The following is a 12450-nucleotide window of genomic DNA, read 5'->3' on the forward strand; positions in this document are numbered from 1 at the left end:
TACATTAAATTCGCTTTAGAGACCGCGACTTCGTATTTAAACGCTATTTTTGCGTAGCTAACTATTTAGGGATTTTGGGTATGAATTTCATCAAAAACAATCTGGCAAATGCTTTTACGCTGGCCAATTTGCTGTCGGGAACCATCGGCGTAATCAATTTAATTACAGGAAATTATCAGATAACGGCACTTTGCATCATCATTTCGCTGATTCTCGATTTTTTCGATGGTTTTATAGCACGCGCGATGAAATCGAACTCAAATCTCGGTGCGCAGCTAGACTCGCTGGCTGACATGGTGAGCTTCGGCGTTCTGCCCGGAATTACAATGTACAAAGCACTTGATCCTTTCAGCGCGCAGTTTTTGGGTGCAGAACTTCCATTTGAACTTAAATATCTCGGACTTTTCATCACGCTGTTTTCATGCCTGAGGTTGGCCATCTTTAATCTGGATGAAGAGCAAACCTACTATTTCAAGGGCCTCAACACACCCTCAAACACCATCCTTATTTTCGGACTTTATTATGCATTCCTTGAAACAGAATCTTTCAGTTTTTTATTTGAAAACCATTTGCTGCTGCTGATCCTCACCGCAATCTCCTCGTGGATTTTAATCGCACCGATACGTATGATCGCGATGAAATTTAAGTCAAAACAAATCAAAGATAATTACCCCAAAATCGCGCTCGCAATCGGAGCGATTTTAATTTTAATTATATTTAAAACCGTCGGGATTCCGCTCGTGATCATTTATTACATCATCATTTCGGTCCTTTTCAGGAAGCAGTTAGTATAATTAAATACTTTAAAACTTCATTCGGCGACTGACCATTTCTTACAATTAAATATGAACCTTAAACTCTATAAACCACTTTGTACATTCGATCTGGAAACCACCGGCACTAACGTCGCGAAAGACCGCATCGTGGAAATCAGCATCCTGAAAGTAAACCCGGACGGTTCGCGCGAAAGCAAAACCTGGCTCGTGAACCCCGAAATGTACATCCCGCGGGAATCTACAGAAATTCACGGCATTTCAGATGACGACGTGAAAAACGCGCCAACATTCAGAGAAATCGCGCCGAAAGTAATGGAAATGATTACCGGAACAGACCTTGCGGGCTTCAATTCGAACCGTTTTGACGTGCCGCTTTTGGCTGAAGAAATGCTGCGTGCGGGAATTGATTTTGACCTAAATAAATTCAAGCTTGTCGATGTTCAGACGATTTACCACAAAATGGAACCGCGAAACCTGACAGCAGCGTACAATTTTTACTGCAAGAAGACACTTACAGATGCGCATTCGGCGGAAGCTGATGTATTGGCAACTTTTGAGGTATTGGATGCGCAGATTGCCCATTATGATGAACTGCCGAACGAGGTTGCCGCGCTTAGCGAGTTTTCAACATATCATAAGTTTGCAGATCTGGCCGGAATGATTCGTTTTGATGATGATGAAAAAGAGGTTTTCGCATTCGGAAAATATAAAGGCCAGCGCGTGAAAGATGTCTTTCAGAAGGATTTAGGCTATTATGGATGGATCCAGAATGCAGATTTTCCGCTGTACACAAAGAAAGTTTTGACTGCGATTCAGCTTAAATCACGGTTTTAAAACATTTAAATAAAAATTTAAAAAATATTAAATGAAAATCATCTGCATTGGCCGAAACTACGCTGAACACGCCAAAGAACTCGGCAATGAAGTGCCGGAAAACCCGGTCATCTTCATGAAGCCTGACACTGCCATCTTGAAAAAAGGCACCGATTTTTATATTCCCGAATTTTCTGATGACGTTCATTACGAACTTGAAGTGGTTTTGAAAATGTCAAAAGGCGGAAAATACATTCAGGAAGAAAATGCAGCGGGTTATTTCAACGAAATAGGTTTAGGCATCGATTTCACCGCGCGCGACCTGCAGAGCAGCCTGAAAGCAAAAGGTTTACCATGGGAGCTTGCCAAAGGTTTTGACGGTTCCGCAGTCCTGTCAGAATTTTTCAGCAAAGAAAATTACGATCTAAGCAAACTTCAATTTTCATTAAATAAAAACAGCGCGAAAGTGCAGGATGGCGACACCTCACTGATGATATTTTCAGCGGAAAAGATTATTGCGTTTGTATCGCAGTATTTTACACTGAAGGCCGGCGACCTGATTTTCACCGGCACTCCGGCGGGCGTAGGGAAAGTGGTGGAAAATGATATTCTGGAAGGTTTTCTGGAAGATAAAAAAGTGCTTCACGTAAGGATACAGTAGCAAAATATTGCTGATTCAGCGTTTTTTATGTAACTTTAAGGGAGAAAAACTACGCTATGATTAATATTGTATTACCTGTAGACTTCGGAGAATCTACCGATCGGCTGATCGACGGCGCTGTAAAATTCGCAAAAGAAACCAATGGTAAAATCTGTCTGATCCATGTAGCGCCGGCTGATATCGGCTTCGCGATTGGCGACATGGGCTTCCAGTATTTCCCGGAGGTGGAACAGAATGAAATAAAAGAAGAACTTCTGCAACTGAACAGACTCCAGCAACGCATTCTGGCGGAAAACATAGATTGCGAACATCTGTTGAAACAGGGCGTGGCCGGCGATATCATCCTGGAATATGCGCGTGAAAAAAATGCGGGCTACATCGTGATGGGTTCGCACGGCAGAAGCGGAATCTACGATGTTTTCGTGGGCAGTCTCACAAAAGAGCTTACGCGCCGAAGCCAAATTCCGGTGCTTGTAATTCCGATTCACCAATAAATATTTAATTAAGAAAATAAAAATCCCGGAGATCAGAAGATTTCCGGGATTTTCAGAATGTACTAACTCAATTATTTAGTCTTTCTTATGGATTTGTGGATCATAATACATGCGTTTACCCGCAGTAGGAGAAAAATATTCTTTGTCTTTGTTGTTCCCCAGCTTGCTCACAAGCACCCAGCACCAATAGGTAAACAGTGCACTGGCAACGATGAAGAGAATCCAGTTCACCACATTCCCCGCAAAGGTAAACAGGCCGAAAGACCATTTGAAAACATCACTTAGGAACAGAAAGAAAGACGTCATTTTTTTTCCTTTTTTAAATTAACTTTGTACAAAATTAATAAAAATGTTCCGATTACTTTCAAAGGAAAGCAATATTTTTTCGGTACCAGTTTACATCGGCGTTCTCCTCGTAATAGTGATCTCCTTCAACATCCTTGATTTTACGCATCTCAACCTGGTTTCGGCCGCTATTACCTTTGCGGGTATTGCACTCGGATATTTTTGTTTTAATGCACTTGGCCTGACGTACGACACGCATTTGCCGCTTTTTCTGTACACTGCATTTGTTTTCGCTTTGTATCCGGGTGATCTGGATATCGGTATCGCAATCGCACTTTTCACGAATTCGATTATACTGTTGGTTTTGACGAATGTGGATATGATCATACGGAAGAATTCCTACGTCTTGGTAGGCGCTATTTTAGCTTTGAATTTCATCTTTCTGCCCACCACATGGCCGATGTCGCTTTTTGTAATCTTTCATATCATCGGCACCTCAGACAGGATCGGGCTTCACTTTTTCCGCCTGTTCTTCGGGATGCTGCTTGTAGCCCTCTCCTACTTTGGGCTTGCTTTTTTCCTTGGAATGAACGCCTGGGATCCGGCTTATTTCCCTTTTGGCAAATTTTCGCAGTCGGTATATCTAAAGGATTTGATTTTTCTTATTCCGGTCGCGCTGCTTCTCATCGTCGCAGTTTGGGATCACTTCCGGAATTTTAACAGAAAGAGTCCGGTGAGTAAATTTAAATACACTTTTGTACTCGTATTTTCAGCCGCACAAGTCATCACCATATGGCTGTATATGGGTGCAAATTTTGAATATCTGCTTCTTCTGATATTACCCGCGTCAATCATCTTAAGCCGGCTTATGCGTTTTCTGCGCAAGCCGTGGCTGCAGGAAGCTACCTTTTGGCTGATCATTCTCTCGCTGGTTATATTTAAAATTGGCGATTTTATTCCTTTAAATATTAAATTATAATATGATTCAGATTGAAGATAAATTAATTTCCGAAGAGATATTTTCTGAGGAATTCGTGTGCAACCTCACCAAATGCAAAGGCGCTTGTTGTGTCGCCGGTGACGTGGGCGCTCCGCTAGAAAAATACGAAACGGAAATTCTCGACAAAATTTTCGACAAAGTGAAACCCTATCTGCGTCCTGAAGGTGCATTAGCGCTCGAAGCTCAGGGAAAATGGACAATTGACCCGCTGGACGGCGATTACGTGACACCGCTTGTAAACGACGAGGAGTGCGCCTATGTAATTTTTGACGAAAAAGGCATCACAAAATGCGGAATAGAAAAAGCCTATGAAGATGGCGCCGTAGACTGGCAAAAACCGATTTCCTGCCATCTCTACCCTATCCGCGTCACCGAATATTCCACGTTTACCGCGCTCAATTATCATGAATGGGAAATCTGCGCGCCCGCCTGTACGCTTGGCAAAGAACTTCAGGTGCCGGTTTATAAATTCCTGAAAACACCGCTGATCCGAAAATATGGCGAAGAATTCTATGAAACGCTGAGCGATGCCGCGCTGGAATGGAACCGCGAGTTCAATTCGCTCTAAATAAACTATCTTTAAATAAAAAAAGATGTCGGACCATTTTGAACTTCTTGATGTTTATAAAGCCGTAATCTCCATGATTGCGGGTCTTATACTCGGTTTTGAACGTGAAATGAAAGACAAATCCGCAGGCTTGAAGACAATTACGATCATTTGCCTCGGTTCCACCCTATTTTCAATCATTTCGTACAAACTTGCGGGCGAAGGCGACCCAACACGGATTGCGTCTTATATTGTGAGCGGTATCGGGTTTCTGGGCGCCGGTGTAATCTTCAAAGAAGGCTTCAGCGTGTACGGACTTACCACAGCCGGTGTGATTTGGATTGCGGCCGCCGTGGGAATGGCAATTGGCTTTGGCGAAGTGAATATGGCTTTCGTTTTTCTCATCGCATCGCTGGTAGTCATCAATTCTTCCACTTTCATCATGAAATACCTGATGCCACTGCACCTCAGCAAAATTCTGAAACTGGAAATAGCCAACGGAAATGCTCAAAAAAAAGCTGTCATCATTGAAGAAATAAAGAAAACCGTAAACCGTGTTTCAGAAGTTTCACTTGAAAACAGTCAACACAGAATGCTTCTTACCATGGAGCTTCGCATCACCGAAAAACAGATTGACGCACTGGAGACATTCCTCCTTTCAAATGAAGATATCACCTATTTTAGTCTTTAAAGCTAAACATTAAGACAAAAAAAATCTGCTCCGGATCCGAAGCAGATTTTTTTATTTTACAGAAGTGATTGATTATTTCTTTATTTCTTCAAGAAACTCGTCGTGCGAAATCTTTGTAGAAACTTTCTTAGCTTTTTCAAGGATTACATCCTTCAGTTTAGCCATTCCAACTTCTGAAGAGATCTGGCGAACCTGCTCCTGGTCTTTAAGCATTTCAACAGCGTATTTCTGGATCTCTTCGTCACCCAAATGGTGAATTCCGTAGATAGCCAACTGGTTGCGGACAAGTTGCTCAGCCTGGCTCAATACGTCAGCGTACTCCAACTTGATTTCGTTGTCGTTCATCAGTTTACCTTCCAGGATCTGATATTTAAGCTGGTTTCTTTCCGCTTCGAGGATTTCACGCGCCTGGTTTTCGTCCTTGATATTTTCGTTGCTGAACATTAACCATTTGATAAGGAAAGTTTCCGGAAGCTTCACTTCCTCTTTCTCATTGATCTGTTCCAAAACCTTGTTTACGAAGTGTACATCAGCATTCTGCTGGAAGTACTCATCAAGTTCGGTCTTTACTTTTTCCTTAAGCTCCTCTTCAGTCTTGATGTTTCCTTCACCATACACTTTATCGAAAAGTTCCTGGTTAAGCTCTGCTAGATTCAGACCGTAGAAATCTTTCACTTTCACCTCGATTTGGTCGTGGTGAAGATGTGCAGTTTCCTCTTTGCTGAATCCAAGTTCTGTAGCAAGATCTTCGTTATTCTGAAGTTCTTCTTTCGAAACTTTTACAGATTCATCCATTTTAAGACCTTTCACAAGTTCGAAAGCTGCTTTTTTCTCCGCGTTTACCACCGTGCTTTTTGGCGGGTGGTTGTGCGCTCCTTCTGCATCTTCTTCTACAACCTGGCTGATCTCAAGCGCGACGTGAGAATCTTCCGAAATTGCCTCCTGTGGAACCTGCTCTGCGAAACGCTTCTGCATGTTCTCGATGCTTTGCCCGATTTCTTTTTCCGACGCCTCTACCTGGAAGTGTGGCGCTTCATATTTAGAAAGATCGATTGAGAATTCAGGTTCGTAACCTACTTCGAAAGCTACTGAAAGTTGCTCTGCGTTCAGGTTCAGATCTTCTACTGGCTGTGGAACCGGCTGGCCCACAAGACGCAGTTTGTTATCGTTTATGTAGTTGTTCAGCGCCTCAGAAACCTGCTTGTTGATTTCCTCAAAAGCAATTCCGGATTCATACTGCTTGCGCACCATGCTGAGCGGCACTTTTCCTTTTCTGAAACCTGGAACCTGTGCATTTTTAGCATAGTTGATCAGTTGTTTTTCAACCTTATCCTTGTAATCTGATTTATCTAAAGTAACTGTAAGTAACGCACTTACTTCATCATGATTGGTCGCTGTAACGTTCATTGTTATGTATTGAAAATTTAGTTTGCAAAAATAGCAATTTTTATTAAATTAAAATGTTTAAAAGCCACAAATTAAAGCAATGGAACCGAACAAATGGTGCTTTGCCGCAATGTATTGCAAAGTTTTACCTAATTAAAACCAATGCTCGCATTCACGTCCGCCTCGCCGCCGGTGGTTTTCCCCTGCTGATCGTCTGCTGAGGGATAATTTTCCTCGATGCTCGCCGGCTGATGGATAAGTTTGATGTTCACGGTTCCGTGTCCGGCTGATGTCACTGTCCATTCAGTCTTTAGACCAACTTTTTTCCCGTCGGTTCTCACCGTATCATCATTTGACCTTTTTACTTTCACGGCAGCACCGGAAAACGCAAAAGTGATGTAATGTTCGTCCTTTTCATCAATGATATCATCATTCACGCTGTGGTAATGGTCATCGTGTTTCACCTCAAAATCAAGATCCACGAGATAGGTTTTTCCCAGTTCAAGATTTAGATTTTTATCGGCTTTCCCGCTGATATAGCTGATTATCTGTTCATCCGCCAGGTTCTCTTTATTGATAAGTTTCACGGTAAGTTTTTCGATTTCATTGTGCTCGTGAATATCTTCCGGAATCTCATTATTCCGGCATGAAAAGAGCATAAGAACGGTGATTAAAGCGAATATGGTTTTGAATGGATTTTTCATTTTTAAATATTTTGTTGTTTTAAGTCTAAAATTTGAATTGGATTGTAGCCACAAAGTTCCGGCCCGACTCAGGCATAAAAAACCGCAGGCGGTTCAGGTACTCGCGGTACTCGGCATTGAAAATATTATTTATCCTGAAATTGAAATTGATGTTTTTGAATAAATCAACACCCAGAGCCGCATTAAAAACCGTGTACGAAGGTGGCGGCGTGCTGTAATCTACTTCTTTCGTCACCACATTTCCATTTTCGATGAATGTCACATTGATATTTCGCACAGGGAATCGTTTTTGCCGGAAAACACTTTCGTTTTCAAGCCTTAGATAAAATCCGGATTTACCTTTGAAATTATACTCAATTGAATTTCGCCAGTTTGCGGGCATCATCAAAATCAATGGCTCATTTGTCGAAAGATTCTCGCCACGCAGAGCGCTGAATGAAGAAATCAATTTTAACTGATCTGAAAAAGAAAGCTGCGCGTCTGCATCAATCCCAAAAATCCTTGCTTTCACCTGCTGAAAAGTCCAAACGCTGAACGCTCCACCACGGTTGGAATCCTGAAAACCCGTCGGAACCTGATTAATAAACGAGTCGGAGTACATCAGATACGGATTTGCCTCCAAAGTGAAGCCGCCCAGCACATCAGCTTTCCAAAGTGCCGAAAGATTAAGGCTGTAGATTTCTTCATTTTTAATGCGTAAATCCCCTTTTTCGATAATGGCTGCGGAATGGTGAAGCCCATCGGCAAAAAGTTCGGCCGCATTCGGGGCACGCTCTGTTCGGGAAAGATTAAATTTAATGTCCAGATTGTTTACTGGCTTATAATTCAGTCCAAGATTTGCAGAAAAATTGTGATAATCAAGGACGGGTCTCGCCAGAACGCGGCTGTCATTCTCACTTATAAAAAACTTCGCAAACAGCGCGGCATACTTTTCATCCCATTCAGATCCGTCATAATATTTATAGGAATCGAATCTGCTGAAATCGTAACGCGCGCCGGCTTCCGTGCTGAGTTTTGGGTTCAATCTGTATTTAAAGACAGAAAAAACACCCGCGTCATAACGGTAATAATCCGGTATCAAGCGCCTCGCTTTCGTAGCCGGATCCGGGAAATTATCCTGAATTGAACCGGAAACTCCACTTTCCAAAGACCAGTTTGCACGCTCCAGTAGATGATTTAAAGTTGCGCTTTGTGTAATAAGACGCATATCCATCGAGGGAAGTTCATTCAGTTCGCCGCGCCTTACGTCAAATTCTTTCCGATCGTTGAGCTGAAAACTATACTGAAAAGACAGCTTGCCGATCTCCGAGAACCTTTTGTACGCGGCAATCTTAGCAATATGATGACGCACATCCTGACGCGGGTTCAGGATATCGTAACTGAAATTATCCAGATAAAAAGGCTGCCCAAAATTTGTGGCTAAATAATAATCTTCAGCACCACCCAAATGCGCACCCCTAAAAATCCCGAAATTCTGCTGAATACCGCTGTAGGACACATTGAAACCTTCCGCAAAAGCCTGTCTACCCGCTGAAAAATTAAATGAACTCACCTCCGCGCCAGTATTCTGCAAAGTGTGCCCCGGAACGTACTGGTCACCGAGCTTTTTATACGCGCCACCGGCTTTTACAAACCACTGGTTATCCCAGGTTTTGGCAGCGTCTGCCCCAACTTCGCCACCGCGACCGTTCGATATGCTCGAAAATTTCACGCTTCCCTGCACGGTATCTTTGCGGGCGATAACCGCCGGTTCCAGGACCACTACGCCACCTACACTTTCGTTGCCATATTTCAGTGCTGCTACACCTTTTACAACATCAATATGTTCAAACTGATTGATATCCACATTCGGGGCGTGCTCCACGCCCCATTCCTGCTCGGCCATCTTCACACCGTTATTTATAATTGAAACGCGGGTTCCGTACAATCCGTGAATGACCGGTTTCGAGATATTATTGCCGGTTTTAAGCGCCGTCACACCGGAAATACTGCTAAGCAAATTCCCCAGATTTTCAGTCGAATTCCTCGAAATATCTTGCTGTGAAAGGGTTTGGATCACAACCGAACCCATCTTCCGATGATTTCCATGTAAGGTCACAGCTTCGATGTCACCCGTGTGATGTTCGAGATGAATTATCAGATCGAAATCTTTAGTAACATCCAAAACCTGGGAAAAAGGAGCACATTCCGGATGAGAAACTGTGAGTAGATGCGTACCCGCCGGTATATTTTTAAAAGTAAATCTACCTTTAGCATCTGAAACTGAAGCGCGTGTTCCCAACTGGATTTTAGCCTGTTTTAGAACCGTTTTATCGTGAAAATCGCGAACCGTCCCGGTTACCGAAAAGCTTTGCTGCGCGCCAACGCATGTAATTCCCAGGAGGAAAAACACCATTTTAAATATAAATTTCATTAAAAAAGTAATTGTAAACAGAAACCGCTCCTTTAGACAAAAGAGTGAATGATTTCCGTGCGGTTTGACATTAATTTAAATAAGCTTTAAACAATGTCAGTAGGCGGTCCGCGCAGGTAGCGGCAGATATGATTAAAATCAGCCTCAATATCATCATACCTGAAAATTTGGGCTGGATTAAATTCAAATTTTTGAAGTTCGAAAGAGAAAGTTTCGGGAATAAAAGTATGTCCGCTGTGCAAAAAGTGACACGATAAACACCCGGAATTTTCAGAAGCAAAAATGTGACCCGAAATATTTTTTTCGCTTGAATCCCCTTCCTGATAGCGCGGAAACGAATCTGTGTGGTGATGAAAACTTTGAGAAGCAAGGGCAACGAAGAGGTAAACTCCTAAAAACAGAGTTGACAAACCCATCTTTATTTTCCTGGCCCTAAACATAGCGCGAAGATAATAATTTTTTCGGAGAAAATCCGCGAGCGGGGCGGCAGGACTCTGCGCTTACAGACCAATCTTAACGGATCAAAACCTTCGGAATCTGAAGTAGATTTCGTAAATTTGTGCTGAAAATTTTTCTGTATGATTGAAAGTGCTGTAAAGAAAATTGCCGTTTTCACCTCAGGAGGTGACGCACCCGGAATGAACGCTGCACTGCGTGCTGTGGTACGTACGGCGAACCATTATAATCTGGAATGTTACGGCGTTCGTGAAGGCTACAATGGTCTCATCAATAACGATTTTACCCGCATGGGTCCGCGGTCGGTGAAAAACATCATTACCGAAGGCGGTACGATCTTAAAATCAGCGCGATCGCTAGAGTTTAAAACCAAGGAAGGCCGCCAGGCTGCTTACGAAAACTGTAAGAAACTCGGTATCGATGCACTAGTATGCATCGGTGGTGACGGTACTTTCCGCGGGGCCAACATTTTTAATGAAGAGTTCGGAACTAAAGTCATCGGCGTTCCCGGCACCATTGACAACGACATTTTCGGCACAGACAATACGATCGGGTACGATACGGCACTGAACACCGCCATGGAAGCCATCGATAAAATTCGGGATACAGCCACTTCACACAACCGCGTATTTTTTGTGGAAGTGATGGGCCGTGATGCAGGATTTATCGCACTGAACAGTGGTCTGGCTACAGGTGCGATAGACATCCTTATTCCAGAGCAAAAAGACAGCATTGAAGACCTTTTCAGAACATTTGAAAGAGCAGAAAAGGCAGGAAAAGCTTCGAGTATCGTGGTTGTGGCAGAAGGTGAAAAGCTGGGCAGCATTTACGATTTGGCAAAAGCTACAAAAGCCGGCTTCCCGGATTATGATATTCGCGTGGCGGTACTTGGACACATCCAGCGCGGTGGTTCGCCAAGCTGTGCGGACAGAGTCTTGGCAAGTCAGCTGGGTTATGCAGCTGTGGTTGGATTGATGGAAGGCCGGACAAATGTAATGGCCGGATTAAAATCTAATCAAATCGTGTATACGCCAATTGAAGAAGCCATCAAAAAGCATAACGAGATTGACCCGGGACTGCTGAAGATCTCAGAGATCCTTGCTATTTAATTTTTCTTCAAATTCTTTTTAATCATTAATAAATAAAATAATATGTCAACAATCAAAGTAGGAATCAACGGATTTGGTAGAATTGGCCGTTTGGTTTTCAGAGCCATGACCGAGAGAGAAAACATCGAGGTGGTGGGAATCAACGACCTTATCGATGCTAAATATATGGCGTACATGCTGAAATATGATTCAGTTCACGGCCAGTTTACAGGCGAAGTTTCCGTAGAAGGTAATGACCTCATCGTAAACGGAAAGAAAATTCGCGTAACCGCTGAGAAAGACCCGAACAATCTGAAATGGAACGAAGTGGGCGCAGAATACATCGTAGAGTCTACCGGTTTGTTTCTCAGCAAAGAAGCTGCGCAGGCACACATCAACGCAGGTGCTAAAAAAGTGATTCTTTCTGCTCCGTCAAAGGATGATACACCGATGTTCGTAATGGGTGTTAACCACAAAGATTTGACCGACGATATCAAAATTTTCTCAAACGCGTCCTGTACCACGAACTGTCTGGCACCGTTAGCAAAGGTTGTTCACGATAATTTCGGGATTGTAGAAGGTCTTATGACAACTGTTCATGCAACTACTGCAACGCAGAAAACTGTTGACGGTCCATCAATGAAAGACTGGAGAGGCGGACGTTCGGCTTTGAACAACATCATCCCTTCTTCTACAGGTGCAGCAAAAGCGGTAGGGAAAGTAATTCCTGCGCTTAACGGTAAACTTACAGGGATGTCTTTCCGCGTTCCTACCGCAGATGTTTCTGTTGTTGACCTTACAGTAAGACTTGAAAAACCAACTTCATACGAAGAAATCTGCGCAGCAATGAAAGCAGCTTCTGAAGGCGAACTGAAAGGAATCTTAGGCTATACAGAAGACGCAGTGGTATCTCAGGACTTCGTAGGTGAGAAGAGAACTTCAGTTTTCGATAAAGACGCAGGGATCATGCTTTCACCAACTTTCGTGAAACTCGTTTCATGGTATGATAACGAAATGGGCTACTCAAACAAGTTAGCTGACCTTTTGGTTCACTCAGCCAGTCTCTAAAAAAAACATTTTTCGCTGAAACATGACAAAACCTTCCGGATTCTGGAAGGTTTTTTCATCATTGTGTG

Annotated in this window: 14 protein-coding genes; 9 read left to right on the top strand and 5 right to left on the bottom strand. The window is 43.0% G+C overall.

The features are described 5' to 3' along the window. Positions 1-80 precede the first annotated feature (80 nt). From QEP06_RS09810 to QEP06_RS09825, 4 genes are read left to right on the top strand one after another with little or no spacing between them, the layout of a single operon-like run. Entirely contained in the window at positions 81-794 is a 714-nt protein-coding gene (locus QEP06_RS09810; RefSeq protein WP_285270105.1) for a CDP-alcohol phosphatidyltransferase family protein, read from the top strand. Positions 795-845: 51 nt separating this feature from the next. Continuing rightward, positions 846-1610 carry a 3'-5' exonuclease gene (locus QEP06_RS09815; RefSeq protein ID WP_285270106.1) on the top strand — a complete coding sequence of 255 codons (765 nt, stop codon included), beginning with the start codon at positions 846-848 and terminating at the stop codon, positions 1608-1610. Between the two features lie 31 nt (positions 1611-1641). Then, positions 1642-2250 carry a fumarylacetoacetate hydrolase family protein gene (locus QEP06_RS09820; protein WP_251833750.1) on the top strand — a complete coding sequence of 203 codons (609 nt, stop codon included), beginning with the start codon at positions 1642-1644 and terminating at the stop codon, positions 2248-2250. A gap of 56 nt (positions 2251-2306) precedes the next feature. After that, positions 2307-2744 carry a universal stress protein gene (locus QEP06_RS09825; protein WP_285270107.1) on the top strand — a complete coding sequence of 146 codons (438 nt, stop codon included), beginning with the start codon at positions 2307-2309 and terminating at the stop codon, positions 2742-2744. A 75-nt stretch (positions 2745-2819) separates the two neighbouring features. On the opposite strand, the gene QEP06_RS09830 is transcribed toward QEP06_RS09825, so the two are convergent. Beyond that, a complete protein-coding gene (locus tag QEP06_RS09830; RefSeq protein WP_251833752.1) occupies positions 2820-3050 on the bottom strand; it encodes a DUF6341 family protein in 231 nt (76 codons plus the stop codon). Between the two features lie 43 nt (positions 3051-3093). Between QEP06_RS09830 and QEP06_RS09835 the strand changes: the two genes are divergently transcribed. Genes QEP06_RS09835 through QEP06_RS09845 form a run of 3 tightly spaced genes read left to right on the top strand, consistent with a single transcriptional unit; the run spans position 3094 to position 5267 of the window. Further along, positions 3094-4008: a DUF6427 family protein gene (locus QEP06_RS09835; protein WP_285270108.1), complete on the top strand. Its 915-nt coding sequence runs from the start codon at positions 3094-3096 to the stop codon at positions 4006-4008. Position 4009: 1 nt separating this feature from the next. Next, positions 4010-4597, top strand: a complete 588-nt coding sequence (locus QEP06_RS09840) for a DUF3109 family protein (RefSeq protein ID WP_251833754.1) — start codon at positions 4010-4012, stop codon at positions 4595-4597. Positions 4598-4622: 25 nt separating this feature from the next. Then, positions 4623-5267, top strand: a complete 645-nt coding sequence (locus QEP06_RS09845; protein WP_251833755.1) for an MgtC/SapB family protein — start codon at positions 4623-4625, stop codon at positions 5265-5267. Between the two features lie 72 nt (positions 5268-5339). Here the strand turns inward: QEP06_RS09845 and QEP06_RS09850 are convergent, their stop codons facing one another. The 4 genes from QEP06_RS09850 to QEP06_RS09865 all read right to left on the bottom strand — a co-directional run bounded on the left by QEP06_RS09850 (position 5340) and on the right by QEP06_RS09865 (position 10186). Beyond that, positions 5340-6674 carry a trigger factor gene (locus tag QEP06_RS09850; RefSeq protein ID WP_285270109.1) on the bottom strand — a complete coding sequence of 445 codons (1335 nt, stop codon included), beginning with the start codon at positions 6672-6674 and terminating at the stop codon, positions 5340-5342. Between the two features lie 128 nt (positions 6675-6802). After that, positions 6803-7357 (bottom strand): hypothetical protein, encoded by a 555-nt coding sequence (locus QEP06_RS09855; protein ID WP_285270110.1) that lies wholly within the window; start codon positions 7355-7357, stop codon positions 6803-6805. A gap of 25 nt (positions 7358-7382) precedes the next feature. Continuing rightward, entirely contained in the window at positions 7383-9770 is a 2388-nt protein-coding gene (locus QEP06_RS09860) for a TonB-dependent receptor (protein WP_285270111.1), read from the bottom strand. Positions 9771-9856: 86 nt separating this feature from the next. Then, positions 9857-10186, bottom strand: a complete 330-nt coding sequence (locus QEP06_RS09865; protein WP_285270112.1) for a hypothetical protein — start codon at positions 10184-10186, stop codon at positions 9857-9859. A 162-nt stretch (positions 10187-10348) separates the two neighbouring features. On the opposite strand from QEP06_RS09865, the gene pfkA reads away from it, so the two are divergent. Beyond that, on the top strand, positions 10349-11335 hold the full coding sequence (gene pfkA / locus QEP06_RS09870) for a 6-phosphofructokinase (RefSeq protein ID WP_285270113.1): 987 nt from the start codon (positions 10349-10351) through the stop codon (positions 11333-11335). Positions 11336-11377: 42 nt separating this feature from the next. Beyond that, complete coding sequence (gene gap / locus QEP06_RS09875) at positions 11378-12382, top strand: type I glyceraldehyde-3-phosphate dehydrogenase (protein ID WP_251833761.1); 1005 nt, start codon at positions 11378-11380, stop codon at positions 12380-12382. Positions 12383-12450 lie beyond the last annotated feature (68 nt).

The organism is Kaistella rhinocerotis (assembly GCF_030243905.1).
Lineage (GTDB): Bacteria > Bacteroidota > Bacteroidia > Flavobacteriales > Weeksellaceae > Kaistella > Kaistella rhinocerotis.